This is a genomic window from Ureibacillus sp. FSL W7-1570 (assembly GCF_038593265.1).
Lineage (GTDB): Bacteria > Bacillota > Bacilli > Bacillales_A > Planococcaceae > Ureibacillus > Ureibacillus suwonensis.
Window position 1 is genome coordinate 3,149,534 of record NZ_CP151979.1, and the last position, 18,471, is coordinate 3,168,004.

The 18,471-nt window shown below is 43.6% G+C and carries 14 protein-coding genes; 12 read left to right on the top strand and 2 right to left on the bottom strand.

The features are described from left to right. The first annotated feature begins 217 nt into the window (after nt 1-217). The 5 genes from secA (at nt 218) to NST13_RS15635 (ending at nt 5,101) form a co-directional block, all read left to right on the top strand. On the top strand, nt 218-2,725 hold the full coding sequence (secA, locus tag NST13_RS15615) for a preprotein translocase subunit SecA (RefSeq protein ID WP_342581034.1): 2,508 nt from the start codon (nt 218-220) through the stop codon (nt 2,723-2,725). 47 nt (nt 2,726-2,772) lie between these two features. Beyond that, a complete protein-coding gene (locus NST13_RS15620; protein WP_342471326.1) occupies nt 2,773-2,973 on the top strand; it encodes a hypothetical protein in 201 nt (66 codons plus the stop codon). Further along, nucleotides 2,899-4,009, top strand: a protein-coding gene (gene prfB, locus NST13_RS15625; RefSeq protein ID WP_342470142.1) for a peptide chain release factor 2 whose coding sequence is annotated in 2 segments (ribosomal slippage) — nt 2,899-2,970 and nt 2,972-4,009 — 1,110 coding nt in all. Because the reading frame shifts where the segments join, the coding sequence is not laid out codon by codon here. The genes NST13_RS15620 and prfB overlap by 75 nt, the downstream gene beginning before the upstream one ends. An 86-nt stretch (nt 4,010-4,095) precedes the next feature. Next, entirely contained in the window at nt 4,096-4,326 is a 231-nt protein-coding gene (locus NST13_RS15630) for a hypothetical protein (RefSeq protein WP_342581035.1), read from the top strand. A gap of 394 nt (nt 4,327-4,720) precedes the next feature. Next, nucleotides 4,721-5,101, top strand: a complete 381-nt coding sequence (locus NST13_RS15635; RefSeq protein WP_342470140.1) for a hypothetical protein — start codon at nt 4,721-4,723, stop codon at nt 5,099-5,101. Here NST13_RS15635 and NST13_RS15640 read toward each other — a convergent pair. Next, nucleotides 5,056-5,577 (bottom strand): competence protein ComK, encoded by a 522-nt coding sequence (locus tag NST13_RS15640; RefSeq protein WP_342470139.1) that lies wholly within the window; start codon nt 5,575-5,577, stop codon nt 5,056-5,058. The genes NST13_RS15635 and NST13_RS15640 overlap by 46 nt on opposite strands. 346 nt (nt 5,578-5,923) lie before the next feature. Between NST13_RS15640 and NST13_RS15645 the strand changes: the two genes are divergently transcribed. The 7 genes from NST13_RS15645 (at nt 5,924) to NST13_RS15675 (ending at nt 16,355) form a co-directional block, all read left to right on the top strand. Next, complete coding sequence (locus tag NST13_RS15645) at nt 5,924-6,163, top strand: IDEAL domain-containing protein (protein ID WP_342581036.1); 240 nt, start codon at nt 5,924-5,926, stop codon at nt 6,161-6,163. Nucleotides 6,164-6,343: 180 nt separating this feature from the next. Beyond that, complete coding sequence (uvrB, locus tag NST13_RS15650; RefSeq protein WP_342470137.1) at nt 6,344-8,326, top strand: excinuclease ABC subunit UvrB; 1,983 nt, start codon at nt 6,344-6,346, stop codon at nt 8,324-8,326. Nucleotides 8,327-8,399: 73 nt separating this feature from the next. Then, on the top strand, nt 8,400-11,267 hold the full coding sequence (gene uvrA, locus NST13_RS15655; protein ID WP_342581037.1) for an excinuclease ABC subunit UvrA: 2,868 nt from the start codon (nt 8,400-8,402) through the stop codon (nt 11,265-11,267). A 318-nt stretch (nt 11,268-11,585) separates the two neighbouring features. After that, nucleotides 11,586-12,128 (top strand): ECF transporter S component, encoded by a 543-nt coding sequence (locus tag NST13_RS15660; RefSeq protein ID WP_342581038.1) that lies wholly within the window; start codon nt 11,586-11,588, stop codon nt 12,126-12,128. Nucleotides 12,129-12,478: 350 nt separating this feature from the next. Beyond that, a complete protein-coding gene (locus tag NST13_RS15665) occupies nt 12,479-12,958 on the top strand; it encodes a VanZ family protein (RefSeq protein WP_342581039.1) in 480 nt (159 codons plus the stop codon). A gap of 213 nt (nt 12,959-13,171) precedes the next feature. Next, nucleotides 13,172-14,386 carry a DUF4097 family beta strand repeat-containing protein gene (locus NST13_RS15670; protein WP_342581040.1) on the top strand — a complete coding sequence of 405 codons (1,215 nt, stop codon included), beginning with the start codon at nt 13,172-13,174 and terminating at the stop codon, nt 14,384-14,386. A gap of 238 nt (nt 14,387-14,624) precedes the next feature. Then, the gene (locus NST13_RS15675) at nt 14,625-16,355 is read left to right on the top strand and encodes a methyl-accepting chemotaxis protein (protein WP_342581041.1); all 1,731 of its coding nucleotides are present in this window, start codon (nt 14,625-14,627) and stop codon (nt 16,353-16,355) included. Nucleotides 16,356-16,524: 169 nt separating this feature from the next. Here NST13_RS15675 and NST13_RS15680 read toward each other — a convergent pair whose 3' ends face one another. Continuing rightward, on the bottom strand, nt 16,525-17,994 hold the full coding sequence (locus NST13_RS15680; protein ID WP_342581042.1) for a transglutaminase domain-containing protein: 1,470 nt from the start codon (nt 17,992-17,994) through the stop codon (nt 16,525-16,527). Between the last annotated feature and the right edge of the window lie 477 nt (nt 17,995-18,471).

Sequence of the window (18,471 nt, forward strand, 5' to 3'; positions counted from 1 at the left end):
TTTCTTATTTGTGAGAATCCCCATTCCCCCAATCCATTTCCATTCATTTTCTCCCTTCCAATTTATTGTCTTTTGAGCAATAATAATTGTGGTTCATACTGTCATCTTTCTCCCGATTAAATCTGACAACTTCTTTAAAACAATGGCGCTTATTTGCACCAATATTCCACGAATGATAAAATGAAAGTTAAGACTGAATGGGAAGTGAAGATTTTCGATGGCAAATATTTTAAATAAATTATTTGATGTAAACAAAAAAGAATTGAAACGGTTGAATAAAATCGCGGATGAAGTGGATGCATTGGCTCCACAAATGGAAAAGCTTTCTGATGAAGAACTTCGCAATAAAACAGAGGAATTCAAAGCGCGTTATCAAAACGGTGAAAGTTTGGACGACTTGTTGCCTGAAGCTTTCGCTGTTTGCCGTGAAGCCGCGCGAAGAGTGCTCGGCTTGTACCCTTATCGCGTGCAAGTGATGGGGGCCGCGGTGTTGCATGACGGAAACATCGCTGAAATGAAAACCGGGGAAGGGAAAACATTGACTTCCACAATGGCTGTTTATTTGAATGCCCTTCCAGGCGAAGGTGTCCATGTGGTGACAGTCAATGAATACCTGGCAAAACGTGACGCCACAGAAATGGGCAAACTGTATGAATTTTTAGGTTTGACGGTTGGGCTCAACTTGAACAGCTTGACGAAAGAAGAAAAACGCGCGGCTTATGCAGCGGACATTACATACAGCACCAATAATGAACTTGGTTTCGACTATTTGCGCGACAACATGGTGCTTTATAAAGAGGATAAAGTGCAACGGCCATTAAACTTCGCCATTGTCGACGAGGTGGACTCCATCTTAATCGATGAAGCGAGAACACCGTTGATCATTTCCGGACATGCAGGGCGTTCCGCCAAACTTTATGTTCAGGCGAATGCTTTCGTCCGCATGCTCAAAAAAGATGAAGATTACACGTATGATGAAACGACAAAAACCGTTACACTTACGGAAAGCGGTATTACGAAAGCGGAAAAAGCGTTCGGTATCGACAACTTGTACGATTTGTCCCATGTCCGCTTGCTCCATGCCATCAACCAATCCTTGAAAGCCCATGTGGCGATGCACCGGGATGTGGACTATGTGGTGCAAGACGGGGAAGTCATCATCGTCGACAGCTTCACTGGCCGTTTGATGAAAGGACGCCGTTATTCCGACGGGCTTCATCAGGCGATTGAAGCGAAGGAAGGCGTGGAAATCCAAAACGAATCCATGACAATGGCAACGATTACCTTCCAAAACTACTTCCGTATGTACAAAAAATTGGCCGGTATGACCGGTACAGCGAAAACGGAAGAAGAGGAATTCCGCAATATCTACAATATGAACGTTGTGGTGATTCCGACAAACAAACCGGTTGCCCGTATCGACAAACCGGATCTCATTTATGCCACAATGAAAGGGAAATTTGAAGCGGTGGTCAGAGACATTGCGGAACGCCATGCCAAAGGGCAACCGGTGCTTGTGGGTACGGTGGCCATTGAAACCTCTGAAATCATTTCAGAGATGTTGAAAAAACATAAAATTCCGCATAACGTATTGAATGCGAAAAACCATGAACGGGAAGCGGAAATTATCGCCCAAGCCGGACAAAAAGGCGCCGTGACCATCGCGACCAACATGGCCGGCCGTGGTACGGACATCAAGCTCGGCGAAGGGGTTAAAGAGCTTGGCGGACTTGCGGTCATCGGGACAGAACGCCACGAATCCAGACGTATTGACAACCAGTTGCGCGGTCGTTCCGGACGTCAGGGGGATCCTGGGGTATCCCAATTCTATTTGTCCCTTGAAGATGATTTGATGCGCCGCTTCGGTTCCGACAGCATGAAAGCCATGATGACGAAATTGGGGATGGACGATTCCCAGCCGATCCAGTCAAGAATGGTGTCCAAAGCGGTGGAATCCGCCCAAAAACGCGTGGAAGGCAACAACTTCGATGCCCGTAAACGTTTGTTGCAATACGATGAAGTGTTGCGCCAACAACGGGAAGTGATTTACAAAGAGCGGAACGCGGTGTTGGAATCCGAAAACATGCGCGAACTGGTGGAAAACATGATCCGCGAATCCATCGAAAACATGGTGCATACGCATACGGCAGGCAATAAAGATGACTGGAACTTCAAGGCGATGGAAGATTATATCAAAGCCAATCTCCTCGATGAAGGCGAGATTACGGTGAACGATCTTCAAGATAAATCCCCTGAAGAAATGATCGAGTTCATTTACGATAAAGTGATTGAACGCTATAACGAAAAAGAACAAGAATTGACGCCTGAGCGCATGCGCGAGTTCGAGAAAGTCATCTTGCTCCGTTCCATCGATACGAAATGGATTGACCATATCGACGCAATGGACCAATTGCGTCAAGGTATCCACCTCCGCGCTTATGGACAAACAGATCCGTTGCGTGAGTATGAGCAAGAAGGTTTCGCGATGTTTGAAGATATGGTTGCCGCCATCCGCGAAGACGTGACAAGATATGCGATGAAAGCACAAATCCGCAGCAACTTGGAACGTGAAGAAGTGGCAAAAGGACAAGCGGTGAATCCGAAAGAAGACGGCGAAAAGCCGAAACGCCAACCAATCCGCAAAAAACAGGAAATCGGAAGAAATGACCCATGTCCATGCGGCAGCGGCAAAAAATATAAAAACTGCCATGGCGCAATATCCTAATGTGATTTTGCATAAGATGGGTTTGTGAAATTCAGGTTTTACGTACAATGGTATTTATCCAAAACCGTTGTCATCTTTCCGATGGCGCGGTTTTGTTTCGTGAGGATGTGCATGGCGGCGGGATGCCGCTATTGTTCCCATTCAAAATCAAATGGATAAATGGAGGAACTTTTATGGAATTATCAGATGTGAGAAACACGTTGGAAAATACAGCCGAAAAATTGGCGGATTTCAGGGGGTCTCTTTGACTTAGAAAACAAAGAAGCCCGCATTCAAGAGTTGGAAGAAATCATGATGATGCCGGATTTCTGGGATGATCAAAACAAAGCCCAAAGCATCATTAATGAAGTCAATAGTTTAAAATCCATCGTGAATGAACTGAATGATTTATCTTCCACTCAAGAAAATTTGGAAATGACCCTTGAACTGTTGAAAGAAGAGCCGGATGAAGATTTGCAGGCAGAGCTCGTCCAGGAGTTGAAAGAGTTCGAGGAAAGATTGGAAAACTTTGAGTTGCAGCTTTTATTAAGCGAACCATATGATAAAAACAATGCCATCCTGGAGCTTCACCCGGGAGCAGGCGGTACGGAATCCCAGGACTGGGCTTCCATGCTTCTCCGCATGTATACCCGTTGGGCGGAAAAACATGGCTTCAAAGTGGAGACGCTGGATTATCTTCCTGGGGATGAGGCCGGAATCAAATCGGTGACATTGCTCATTAAAGGCCATAACGCATACGGTTACTTGAAGGCGGAAAAAGGGGTGCATCGCCTCGTGCGCATTTCGCCTTTCGATGCAAACGGCCGCCGTCATACTTCTTTCGTTTCTTGCGAAGTGATGCCTGAGTTCAATAATGAAATTGAAATCGAAATCCGTCCGGAAGATTTGAAAATCGATACGTACCGTTCCACTGGTGCAGGCGGCCAGCACGTCAACACGACGGATTCCGCTGTCCGCATCACCCACATCCCGACAGGCATTGTGGTGTCTTGCCAGGCGGAACGTTCCCAAATCAAAAACCGCGAAAAAGCGATGAACATGTTGAAAGCGAAATTGTATCAATTGGAAATTGAAAAGCAGGAGCAAGAATTGGCCGCACTCCGCGGGGAGCAAAAGGAAATCGGTTGGGGCTCCCAAATCCGTTCATATGTGTTCCATCCATATTCCATGGTAAAAGACCACCGCACGAATGTGGAGACCGGAAACGTCCAAGCGGTGATGGATGGCGAGATTGACATGTTTATTAATGCGTATTTGCGCTCCCAAATCGCATCGAAAAAATAATGGATGGTTAGCGTGCAGAATCAATGGATGGTTCTGCACGTTTTTTTGTTTGAATAGGAGCCAATTTTGGCGAAGCACATTGATAGATGTTATTTGTGCAAGTGGTGCTGGGATTTGAGGTGCTATCCGAGCAAGCAGAGGTGCTATCCGAGCAAGCAGAGGTGCTATCCGAGCAAGCAGAGGAGTTATCCGGGCAAGTCGAGGAGTTATCCGAGCAAGTAGGGGAGTTATCCGAGCAAGCAGAGGTGCTATCCGCGCAAGTGAAATATGCATTGGCAGGAGTTGAGAGTGAATCTGCACGAAACGCTCCCCCATAAATGCCCATCATCCCCCAATCCCCCTTTATCCCCACTAAATAAACCATCATCTAACCCCATTTAGGCAGCATCCACACCAATAATGGATTTTATCCCCACAAAGTGGCCTCCCATAGTTCAAAACCGCACCCTCCATTTAAAAAAGAAAAAAGCTGCCAAAAAGTCGATATCAATCCACTTTCAGGCAGCCATTTCATATGAACACGGAGCCCACCCTTTTTACAGGGGGAAGATTGGGTGAGCTCCGAATCACACCCTCTTCAGAAAGTTATGTATTTTGATCAAATTGGCTTCTCCCCAACAAATCCACAATTGCATTTTTCATGGAATATGTTCTATAATAGAAATAGAACATTTGTTCCTATCCAAAGATTTTTATCAGGGAGGAATTTGTATGGCGCACATCCCGATTGAAGCTGTGCCGTATTTGGAATCAGCCATTTATTTGCCGATGTTGCTCATCGTGTTGGAAAAAGATTATGAACTTATAGAGAAAGGTCCGTTTAAATTAAAGCGGCCGTATGTACACTTGATTGAAGAAGCCAAAAAGTTGGCCGAGAAAGATTTGCAAAACACCAAATCCTATTTGAAAAAGAATTCTTTAAAGGTCGTTCAAGGGAAAAGGGACGACCTGTTCACAGAATACCTGTTTTATTACAAGCAGGTTTCCGAAGTCAGAAGGTATTCCAATATCCGGTTGCGAAATCGTGTTGAGGAATTGTTGAATGATTATTTGTCATCATCCGGGTCATCCAGAAAATCCAGTTCCCTTTGAAAAAGCTTTCTCTGTTTTAACGCATATTTTAGAAGCATTGTGGCACATGCGTATTGTGCGCAGAAAGAAGTGTAGTGGATGGGCAATTCGATTTCCACTTCATTTTTTAAAGTGATGATGGTGCCATCTTTGCCTTTTCGGATGTTAATAATCGCATGTTGCGCAATCCAAATATTTTTTGAAGAAGAGGGTGATAGGACCGGTAAAAAGACGTATGGTTGATCATAAGACAAAACGATTGGAACTTTATGTTTCCCCTTCCCCAAAAACCTTTTTGAAAAGTCCATAGACGCTTTGTAAGTGGTGCCCAGCTTTCTGAAAGTGTCATTGAGGAGTTTCAGCGGTTTCTTATCGATGTAAAAAATTTCGAATTTGTCATAGACCCGTGAACAAGATTTGCCGTTATACTCGACAGGTTCTACGACATACGTATTAGGAGTAATGTAATACCAATCGAAATCTTTCAAATCAGCCATTTTTTTCACCCTTTCTAAAAATATGGTAATTTGGTAGTTCTAATATCATAATAATAGGAAAGTGCTAGAAAATCAATACAAATTTTTGAAAATACAGAATAAACTGAAAAACGATATTTCAACCCGTTTTTGCGACCAAAATCAAAATTTCGGCATTCCATTTCGCATAATGATGCGGAAAATCAAAAAGTGAATTCATGCACATATATGCTTTTTTACACATAATAAAAAGGAAAAAGAAAGTAGAAATGACTAAAATTATACTGCAAGAGTTTTATTTTTCTAAAAATATTGAAAATTCACACCCGATTTTTTATAATAGAAAAAAGGAATCGGGGTGATATCGATGGATAAAAATAATTTTTACGCAAACTTCTCTAGTGCAGCAGGGTCAAATCCAGCAGTAAACGATTCTGAAAAATTGTTGAACGAAATTTACGTAGACTTGTTCTTGAACCGATTACAAAGATTACATCGGATTGAACAATTAAGGGATTTCATCGATCAGGCGTTGGATGAAAGAAATGAAGAAGCGTTCCATAAATATGCGAAGGAATTGAATGAGTTGCAGGAGTCACTGAACTGAGCCACCACTATCCATATAAAAAAAGCCGCCTTTTGCACAAGCTTATACAAGCATGCAAAAGGCGGCATTTTTTGTGCCTGTAAACACGTTTTTCAGAATGTACGTTCGCAAAATGAATGATATTTACAGTAGGATATGCTAAAATATTCATACGACATATTGGGAAAGGACGAGTGAAATATGGCCGATACTTTTGAATTGCACGCTCCCTATCAGCCGAGTGGCGATCAGCCAAAAGCGATTGCCCAGCTTGTTCAAGGCATCCGGGAAGGCAAAAAGCATCAAACGCTGCTCGGTGCGACAGGAACGGGGAAAACCTTCACCATTTCGAACGTCATCCAGGAAGTCAATAAACCGACGTTGGTCATTGCCCATAACAAGACCCTCGCCGGACAATTATACAGCGAATTCAAACAGTTTTTCCCAAACAATGCAGTGGAATATTTCGTCAGCTACTACGACTACTATCAACCGGAAGCGTATGTGCCGCAATCGGATACATACATCGAAAAGGATGCCAGCATCAACGACGAGATTGATAAACTGCGCCACTCCGCCACAAGCGCATTGTTTGAAAGAAGAGACGTCATCATTGTGGCATCCGTTTCCTGCATTTACGGTTTAGGGGATCCGGACGAGTACCGCGAGATGGTGGTGTCCATCCGAAAAGGGATGGAAATCGAGCGGAATCAGCTGCTCCGCCGGTTAGTGGACATCCAGTACGAAAGAAATGATGTGAACTTCCAGCGTGGTACGTTCCGGGTGCGCGGGGACGTAGTGGAAATCTTCCCGGCTTCCCGGGATGAACATTGTATCCGCATCGAATTTTTCGGGGATGAAGTGGACCGCATCCGGGAAGTGGATGCATTGACCGGAGAAATCATCGGGGACCGCAATCACGTCGCCATCTACCCGGCTTCCCACTTCGTTACAAGAGAAGACAAAATGAAAAAGGCCATTGAAAACATCGAGAAAGAGTTGGAAGAACAACTGGAAAAATTCAGGGCGGAAGGAAAACTCTTGGAAGCGCAACGTTTGGAACAGCGCACAAAATACGACTTGGAAATGATGCGGGAAATGGGCTACTGCTCCGGCATTGAAAACTATTCCCGCCACTTGACATTACGGGAACCGGGGGCCACTCCGTATACGTTGCTGGATTATTTCCCGGATGATTTCTTGATTGTTGTGGATGAAAGCCACGTGACATTGCCGCAAATCCGGGGCATGTATAACGGCGACCAGGCCCGGAAACAAGTGTTGGTGGATTACGGTTTCCGATTGCCTTCAGCCCTTGACAACCGCCCATTGAAATTTGAGGAATTTGAACAGCATATCCATCAAGCCATTTATGTATCCGCAACGCCTGGACCTTATGAGAAAGAGCATTGTCCGGAAATGATTGAACAAATCATCCGGCCGACGGGACTGCTTGATCCGACGGTTGACGTCCGTCCAATTGAAGGCCAAATTGATGATTTGGTGGATGAAATTCAAAAACGGACGAAGAAAAATGAACGGGTGCTTGTGACCACATTGACGAAAAAAATGGCGGAAGATTTGACGGATTATTTGAAGGAAATGGGCATCAAAGTGGCCTATCTTCACTCTGAAATCAAAACCCTTGAGCGGATCGAAATCATTCGCGAATTGAGAAAAGGGACTTATGATGTGCTTGTCGGCATCAACTTGCTGCGGGAAGGTTTGGATATTCCGGAAGTATCGTTGATCGCGATTCTGGATGCGGATAAAGAAGGGTTCCTGCGCTCGGAAACATCCTTGATCCAAACGATTGGGCGCGCAGCCCGGAACGCCAATGGCCATGTCATCATGTATGCCGATACCATCACGGATTCGATGAGAAAAGCCATTGAAGAAACGAAACGCCGCCGTTCCATTCAGGAAGCTTATAATAAGGAACATGGCATCACACCAAAAACGATCCGAAAAGAAATTCCGGAACTGATCCGCGCAACCCATGCGGCGGAAGAGGAAGAAAAATATATTACAAAAGTGACAAAAGGCAAGAAATTGACGAAATCCGAATTGGAAAAATTAATTGAAGCATTGGAGAAAGAAATGAAAGAAGCTGCCAAGGCGCTGGACTTCGAACGGGCAGCGGAATTGCGGGATACCATTTTTGAATTGAAATCAGAGATGTGACAGAATGGTCCGGTCAAAAAGAACAAGGGGGAAGGGAAATCCCCCGCTACTCGAAAACAGAAAGGTGACGAATGTGGAAAATAAGCAAATCGTCGTGCGAGGTGCACGTTCCCATAACTTGAAAAATATTGATGTAACGATTCCCCGGGACAAGCTTGTCGTGTTGACGGGCCTTTCCGGTTCCGGGAAATCTTCTTTGGCCTTTGATACGATTTACGCGGAAGGGCAACGTAGATATGTGGAGTCTTTGTCCAGCTATGCCCGCCAGTTTTTGGGACAAATGGACAAGCCGGATGTGGATTCCATAGAAGGGTTGTCCCCGGCGATTTCCATCGACCAGAAAACGACAAGCCGCAACCCCCGTTCAACGGTGGGGACGGTAACGGAAATTTACGACTACTTGCGCTTGTTGTTTGCCCGCATCGGGAAGCCGGTCTGCCCGACCCATGGAATTGAAATTACATCCCAAACGATTGAACAAATGGTGGACCGCATTATGGAATATCCGGAGCGGACAAAGGTGCAGCTGTTGGCGCCGGTGGTTTCCGGGAAAAAGGGAACGCATGCGAAGCTTTTGGAAGATTTGAAAAAACAGGGCTATGTCCGTGTCCGCGTCGATGGGGAACTGCGTGACTTGGATGATAACATTGAACTGGATAAAAATAAAAAGCACAACATCGAAGTGGTGGTGGACCGCATCATCATCAAAGAAGGCGTTGAAGCGCGGTTGAGCGATTCGTTGGAGACGGCGCTGAAACTTGCCGATGGACGGGTCGTCGTGGATGTGATGGAGCATGAGGAATTGTTGTTCAGCGAGCACCATGCGTGTCCCATCTGCGGATTTTCCATTGGAGAACTGGAACCACGCATGTTCTCCTTCAACAGTCCATTCGGGGCATGTCCGGAGTGCGATGGACTTGGCTCCAAATTAAAAGTGGACATCGATTTGGTGATTCCTGATTGGAATAAAACCCTTGAAGAAAATGCCATCGCGCCATGGGAACCGACAAGCTCCCAATACTACCCGCAGTTGCTGAAAGCGGTGTGCAGCCATTACAACATTCCGATGGACGTGCCGGTATCCCAATTGCCGAAGGAACAATTGGACATCATTTTATATGGTTCGAACGGGGAAAAAATCCATTTCTATTACGAAAGCGAATATGGCAGCGTCCACAATAAAGATATTGTCTTTGAAGGCGTCGTGCACAACATCGAACGCCGCTACCGGGATTCCACATCCGATTGGGTGCGGGAGACGATGGAAAAATTCATGACGGAGCAGAAATGTTCAACCTGCAAGGGGCAACGGTTAAAACCGGAAAGCCTCGCCGTCAAAATTGACGGAAAAAATATTTCGGAAGTGACGGATTTATCCGTTGCGGAACTGTATCAATACTTTTCCGATATTCAATTATCGGATAAGGACATGCAAATCGCCCGTTTGATTTTGAAAGAAATCAAGGACCGCCTGGAGTTTTTATTGAATGTCGGTTTGGAATATTTGACATTGAGCCGCACAGCCGGAACGTTATCCGGGGGAGAAGCCCAGCGCATCCGTTTGGCGACCCAAATCGGTTCACGGCTCACAGGGGTATTGTATGTGCTGGACGAGCCATCAATCGGATTGCATCAGCGGGATAATGACAAATTGATCCATACGTTGCAACAAATGCGGGATCTTGGCAATACGTTGCTTGTGGTGGAACATGATGAAGATACGATGCTTGCGGCGGATTATTTGATCGATGTCGGTCCCGGAGCCGGTTCCCGCGGCGGGGAAATAGTGGCAGCCGGAACGCCGGAAGAAGTGATGAATAATGAAAAATCCATCACAGGGCAATATTTGAGCGGCAAGAAATTCATCCCACTGCCCCGCGACCGGAAAAAACCGGATGGCCGTAAAATTACGATTAAAGGTGCCGCGGAAAATAATCTGAAAAACATCAAAGTGGACATTCCATTGGGCATGTTTGTGGCGGTGACCGGTGTATCCGGCTCCGGAAAATCCACATTGGTGAATGAGATTTTATACAAAAAACTGGCCCATGAATTGAATGGGGCAAGAACAAAACCGGGGAAACATAAGGAAATCACCGGCCTTGAACATTTGGACAAAGTGATCGACATCGACCAGTCGCCAATCGGACGCACGCCCCGTTCCAACCCGGCCACATATACAGGCGTATTTGATGACATCCGCGAAGTGTTTGCTTCAACGAATGAAGCGAAAGTGCGCGGCTATAAGAAAGGCCGATTCAGCTTCAACATCAAAGGCGGACGGTGCGAAGCCTGCTCCGGCGATGGCATCATCAAAATCGAAATGCACTTCTTGCCGGATGTGTACGTTCCATGTGAAGTCTGCCATGGAAAACGGTACAACCGCGAAACGTTGGAAGTGAAATACAAAGGCAAAAACATTGCCGATGTATTGGATATGACCATTGAAGAAGCGACGGAGTTTTTTGAAAACATTCCAAAAATCCACCGGAAGCTTCAAACATTGGTGGATGTCGGGCTCGGTTATATGAAATTGGGACAGCCTGCCACAACCTTGTCCGGTGGGGAAGCGCAGCGGGTGAAGCTGGCTTCTGAATTGCATCGCCGCTCAACAGGAAAATCCTTCTATATCTTGGACGAGCCGACGACCGGACTTCATACGGACGACATTGCAAGACTGCTTTCGGTGTTGCAGCGCCTGGTGGAAAATGGTGACACAGTGCTAGTGATTGAGCATAACTTGGACGTGATCAAAACGGTGGATTATATTATCGACTTGGGTCCGGAAGGCGGGGACAAAGGCGGCACGGTGGTCGCGACAGGCACGCCTGAAGAAGTGGCCGAGCATGAGAATTCGTATACCGGCCGCTACTTGAAACCGATTTTGGAACGGGATCGCAAACGGATGGAAAAGCTGTTGGCCCAAGCCGCGGATAAGTAAGCAATAGGAAATAGTAGCACGCAGGACAGTGCTACTATTTTTTATTTGTATAAAAGAAAAATATTTATTTTGAAGATGCACTCATTTCGGGAAGGTGAAATTTTTCCCCTAGGCGATTATTCTTCCAAATGTGGCGATAAAATTCATCCCCTAGGCGAAAAAATATTCCACTTCGGCGATGATCGCATTGAAGAAGGGAAATGTTTTCTTTTCCCAAACACCCATCAAACTGACATGGTCTTATTATTAATAATTGACACTTTTATAGATGTCAATCTTCTGCTAATGTAATGATAAATTTCATTGCAATAAGAGGGGATGAAGAATATGCAAAATTCAAGGACAAAGACCGTTGATTTGGTCATCCAGGCGATGTTGATTGCCCTTGTTTTCATATCCACCGTATTTTTGAATATTAAATTGCCGATTGCTTCAAATGGCGGGTTGGTTCATCTGGGAACGGCGATGCTATTTATTGCATCCATTTTATTTGGCCCCAAAAAAGGAGCGATTGCAGGGGCGGTTGGAATGGGGTTATTTGATCTTGTTGGCGGCTGGCTTGTATGGGCCCCAATTACGATTATATCCAGAGCATTTCAAGGATATATTGTCGGAAAAATCGCTTGGTCAAAGGGAAGCCAAGGGGAAAGCCTTCCGAAAAACATTTTTGCGATGATTGTATCCGTTCCTGTGATGATTGGTGTATATTACATCGGGGAAGCCATCATGTTTTCAAGTTTGATTATTCCACTGGCTTCAATTCCAGGGGATCTGGTGCAAAACGCGATCGGAATGATGATTGCCATCCCGGTTTGCCTCGTATTGAAAAAAATTCCGTACATTGCATCCTTCGCTCGATAAAAATGTGCTAGATTCCGTTTACATCCATCTTATATTTCTAAAATTCGGAGGAATAGGTTCACTTAACCTATTTATTCATCAATAAAGTTGCCGATTCCGGTTAGAGAAGGGAGATCGGCGGCTTTTTTTATTTGTTGATAAATCATAAACGGAACTGAACGGCTCAAAAGCTTTCAATCCAATTGTCACATCATCCGTCACCACATGGGTTAGTCTTAGAAAGAAATTGTAGACAAACCATTAGAAGATCGGGATAAAAAATTAAGATTAAATTAAGATTTATATCGCTTTAACTTAAGAATTTTCCGCTAGCATAAAAGATGGAATACAGAATTTTGGGGGAATCTTAAATGAAAAAATTTTTAAACATGGCTTATTGGATTGTTTTAGTATTTTATTCGTATCTGCTGGTTGATACGGTATTTTTGGCAAGAGATGTCCGCCGAAGCATTAACATCGTTCCCTTTGACATGATTTCCGAACAAGGATTTACGATAAATGTATGGGGAAATGTCTTGATGTTTATTCCATTGGGAGTCTACTTTGCAGACAATATGAAACAGTTCCGTTTTTGGAAAGTATTAGGGGGAATCATTGGGACAAGCTTGGCCATTGAAGTGCTGCAATATATTTTTAAATGTGGGGCAAGTGATATTGATGATATAATATTAAATACCATCGGTGGCTTGCTGGGAATATTTATTTATCTGTTATTGAAAAGCATATCCAAATCAAAAGAGCAGGTACATATCGCCATCTCCATCCTGTCCATTATAGTGGGCGTTCCCGTGATTTTATTGGTGATCATCATTTTTGCCTATAACCATTAAAGAATATGGTTTTCCGAAAAACCGCAATGAAAATGTCAAATTTTTGCCCCATCATCGATCCTTTGAACCGTATGCCGTCACCGAAAATGGTTCATAATAATCCAATGTATTCTTAACATAAAATTGAAAACTTTGTAATTTTGATAAAACAGGAAACTTTTTTGGGAATTCTAACGTATATGATGATATAGAACTATGAGGGAGGCAGTAAATATGGATAACGAACGCAAACGGATCATCAAATTAGTTGAAGAAGGAGCCATCTCTGCGGAAGAAGCGATCACTTTGCTTGAAGCGCTCAATAAAAAGCAAAGTTCCACAACGACCGAATCTCAATCCAACGCAGTTCCATTGCCACCAACAAACGAACAGTCATCCCACCAAGAGCAGCAATCCGAGTCGAAAAAAACAACAGGCTTTGAAGATATTTTTGGAAAAAACTTTAACAACAAAGAATTCAGTAAAAAAATGGACGAGATCGTGAATGAAGTGAAAGAAGACTTGACGGAATTCTCCAAAAGCATGATGGGCGTCATCGGTACCGCTTTCAAAAAATTGAAAGAATTGGACATTGAATTTCCTTTGAGTAATCCAAAAGTGGAATTTGAAAAGCAATATTCCTTTAACGGCGATGAAGTGAGAGGCATCCAAATCGAAATTCCAAACGGGAAAGTGGAAGCGGTACGCTCCGATTCCAATGAGCTGAAAGTCGTGGCGAAAGTCAAAACATTTGCCATCGACAATGATGAGGATAAGACGATTGCCGAATTTGAGCGGGATTTTGTCCGATTTAATGATGGCAAATTGGAATTGAAATGCCCATCCAAGTTGACGCAAGTGAATGTGCAACTTTCCATTCCGGAAAAACAGTATGATATTGTGTTGATGAAGCTGTTGAACGGCGGCGTGTCCATTGACGGTGTGAATGCGAAACTCGTAAAATTGCGCACGTACAACGGACCAATCAAATATGCGGTTGGCCAATTTGAAAATGCGGATGTGGAATCCGGCAATGGCCCGATTGAAATTGTGCATGTAAAAGGGGAAGATTTGGAAGTTCAAACGGTGAATGGACGAATCTATATAGATGGAGAACTCAGAGAAGTGGAAGCGGAATCGGCAAACGGAGCGGTCATTGTTACAACAAATGATAAAAACGCGCGGAAAGTGAAAGCTCAAACGGTTGCCGGCGCTGTGGAGCTGTATGTTCCGAAAAACGTTTCCATCAACGGTACCGCATCGACCAATGTAGGAAAAATCGACCTCGGCCTGCAAGATGTGGTGACACGTACGGTGGAAGATCAATTCTTCGCCAAAACGATGCACTTCGATAAAATCATCGAAAATGCCCCAGTATTAAAATTGACAGGCGAATCCCGCACAGGAAGCATCATTATCCGATATACGACATTAGGTCAGGAATCCTAAAGGGTCCCCGGATTTTCCCAGACATCTCTATCCAACGCCAAACTCTTTTATATAAGGGTTTGGCTTTTTTTTGCCGATTTAAAGGAGCAATTTCCGATTTGTAATATATTCTTTATCTTGAATTTTCAGAAAACTCATAGTATTTTAGAATAGTGATCAACATGATCGATTCTACTATAAGTACATAAGTATTTTTACGTATGTAAAGCATTCAATGAATTAGGTAGGTGGGAGCAAGTTGAAAAGAAGTATTACTGGAAAAATGATTGCGGTTTTTTCTTCCATTATACTGCTTTCCTGCATCATTATTTCTTGCACGAGTTACAGATCGTCCGTGAAACTGGCGGAAGAATCCTTGAGCGATGTGGCGCGGAATATTGCGGAAAGCGCCGTCCGTCTGATTGATGCGGAACGATATCAACAGGAAATTACGTTGGCGAAGGGGCCTGATACCGCTTATTATAAAGAGCTGCGCGAAAAATTGAATGATTTGAGGGAAAGTACGGGGCTTACATATCTCTTTACCATGGGAAGAGAAAAAACAGGTGATGATTATACATATTTTTATATGGTGGACGGTTTCCCTCTGGATTCGGATGAAGCATCGCAAATGGGGGATGAGGAAGACGTAACCCTATACCCGAATATTGTCAAAGCTTTTGAAACTGGTAAAGCGCAAGTGCAAATCTCCAATACAAAAGAATTCGGGGCGCTTGTTACAACCTATGTGCCCATCCGATCCGAATCCGGGGAAGTCATCGGAATTGTCGGTGCCGACTTGGATGCGGCCACTTTCTTTGACGTCATGGATTCCAACCGGACACAATTAATCATGATTACCGGCATTATTTTACTTATAAGCATACTTGTCGTATATCTTTTCTCGGTTTATTTGATTAAACCATTAAAGAAATTAACCAATGAAATCGAAAAAGTGGGAAATGGCGATTTATCCGTCAAATTTGAAGTGAAACGCAACGGTGAGATTGGCGCATTGACCAATGCATTCCAAAAAATGATCGGCGATTTGAAACAGATCATCCATGGAATCAATGACAGTTCAAGCCGGTTGGTGGATTCATCCGATCATTTATTGGCGAGTGCCAGTGAAGTGAAGGAAGGGAACGAACAAATCAATGCTTCGATGACGGAACTGTCGGAAGGGGCGGATCATCAAGCCAATTCAACTAGCCAAGTGTCGGAAATCATGGTTCGATTTACAAATCATCTCCAAGAAGCGCGGGATGAAGGAGTCAAATTGGCGCATTCATCCAATGACGTCATTGAAATGACCAAAACAGGCACGGAGTTGATGGCCGACTACGAGAAACAAATGGAATCCATCCATCAAGGGGTGAAGCGCTCCATCGAAAAAGTGAAGGTTTTGGATGCCCAAACCAACATGATTACAGAACTGGTCAAAATCATCCAGGATATTGCGGAGCAAACGAATTTATTGGCATTAAATGCGGCGATTGAAGCGGCACGCGCCGGAGAACATGGAAGGGGATTTGCGGTTGTTTCCGAAGAGGTACGGAAACTTGCGAATGAAGTGTCCAATTCCATTGGCAATATTGTGAAGATTGTTGAGGGCATTCAACGGGAATCAAAAGAAACGGTGCAATCCCTTCAAGACAGTTTCTTGCAAGTGACGGAGGGGACATCGAAAATAAAAACAACAAGAGAAACATTCAATGACATCAACCAATCGATTTTACAAATGCAGTCGAAAATCGAAACCATCTCCAATCATTTGCAGGAGGTATTCCTTGAATGTGAACAAATCAATGATGCCGTCAACCATATCACGGTCGTGGCACAGGAGTCTTCGGCAGGAATCGAGCAGAATACCGCTTTGATCCAAGAATCAACCAGTGCCATGGATGAAATCGTTTCCTATTCGAAAGGAGTCGCCGATTTGGCCAAAAACCTCAACCAATTGGTCAGCCGATTTAAAATGGAAAGCTGAGATGGGATGGAAATCTTTACAAAAAATAGAATCAAGGGCGGGACAAACCCCGCCCCAAAATGGAAAAAGGAGAATTTGGGAAGGCTCAAATTCTCCTTTTTATCTTGAAGTTTCTCCGCTCTGCAGCATCGGGCAGAAAAAAAGGTGCCTAGCTTTGTTGCCTGGCACCTTAATAAGTTACGGTGATCGAAACGAGGTAGTCTTTCTCTTTCGTGCGTTGAATCTCACTCACATTCCAGTTCAAGTTCTTATATTTTAGTCCGTTTGTGGCTGCGGAAATGATCTGTTTGAAATTGTTAAGTACATTTGGTTTGTTTGTTACGTACCGGAACGTGAAGTTCTTTTCTTTTTTGGAAATCTTTGTTTTTAAATATGTAGAGAATTTATTGTCATCCACTGTATAGTCGGAAGTCAAATATTGGAGTCCTAAGCTCTCCATCAGCTTCTTGTCGCCGCGTTTTGTCAGTACTTCTATATAATATGTATTTGCGCGTGGATATGTCTTTTCGATACCGGTGGATCCTCCATCTTTCCAGCTGTGGCTTTGGCGGATCTCATCATCGGCCAACAGATAATAATCGTATGTAACTTGCCCTTTTTTATCCGGAGTAGGATCGTCCCAAGTAACATCCAAGTGATACCACTTGCCATCCAGTTGAACGAGATTCCAGGCGTGGCTATCGCCTCCAGCTTTACCGCTGATCAACCGGACCGGAATATCCAGTTCCTCCAACATTTTATAGACCAACATCGCATATCCATTGCACAGTGTTTTCCCTTTCGTCAAAGCGAAGTATGGTGCATTGTTCGCCTGACTGTAAGTTGTGTCATATGCCACATTTGATACGACATAATCATGGACGGCTTTCACTTTTTCGTGGTCGTTCATCGATGATTTGATGATTTTCGCTAAAATTTCCTGAACCCGCTTATTCACATAATCCACTTGTTCTTTTGTTTGATAAAACGTTGCTGTGAAATTGATGGTCGCTTCATTTCCCTTTCCATTCCAAGTAAAGCGATAGTTTCGGTAGTCATAAAACAAATATTCATCCTCGGATAATACTTCTTCCACCGTCTTTGTAATTTTGTCCGTCAAATTGTTCAGGTCCCCGTAATACTTGATGGAAAATGAGGTTTGCCGATTTTGGAATGCGGTTCTGATTTGCTCTTTCAGCGGATTTAAAGAAGAATCGGCAGTTGCTGTCAGCGAAGCGACGGTTTTTGTATGATGGTTGGATGCGTCCGAATTTGCGGTGGCATTTTTAATGGTAAAATTCATCTGCAATTCATTTGTTAATGGCTTTTGCTTTTCCGATAAAACATTGTCCGTCACAACCAACCGGTATGTTGAACCATAAGCATAGCCGGATTCCGGTGCCTCCACAACGACTTTGTATCCTCCATCGACCAATTTCGGTTCTTTATCCGTCACTATTTTTCCATTTTGATCAATAACGTGGATGTTTTTTATATGGACAGTCCTTTGATCGACTTTCTGATTAAAATAGACCGTAAAATCATGATGCGGATCCACATCCTTCTTATCAATCGGGGATGCTGCAAAAATTTCAGTTGATCCGATGAACAATAAAACAATAAATAGGATGATGGAAACAGAGCCTCTTACGAATTTCATAGTATCCCTCCTTTTATTATTTGGGAGTATTCTATCATAAACATGAATGGAAATTGAAAAGTCTTTAGAATTAAATTGAGATTGAAACAACATCTATACGACTATTTAATTAGTTATATATTGGTATAATTGGTTATATAAAAAATTCTTATTATTCAAACTTTCATCCTAAAACGAGGTAATTATAAAAGCCCTCCTCCAAAGGTCAAGGGCTTTTGAAGCGAAGATATTTCAATGTTTGCAAAGTTTCTTCCATTTATAATATGAAAATGACCTCCTTCCAATAAGAGCGATAAAACTTGCCGGATCGTCCTTCGCCAATCCTTGACTTTACCGGCGGGAATTCGAATATTTGAAGCTCGCTGACGGGCGGAAACTGGAGGATGGATAATGGAGAAACTTATCAACAGCTCTTTTTTGATGACTATTCGTAATACAATTCGCTTTTTTCAGGATTGTACGGTGGAGGAATCGGTC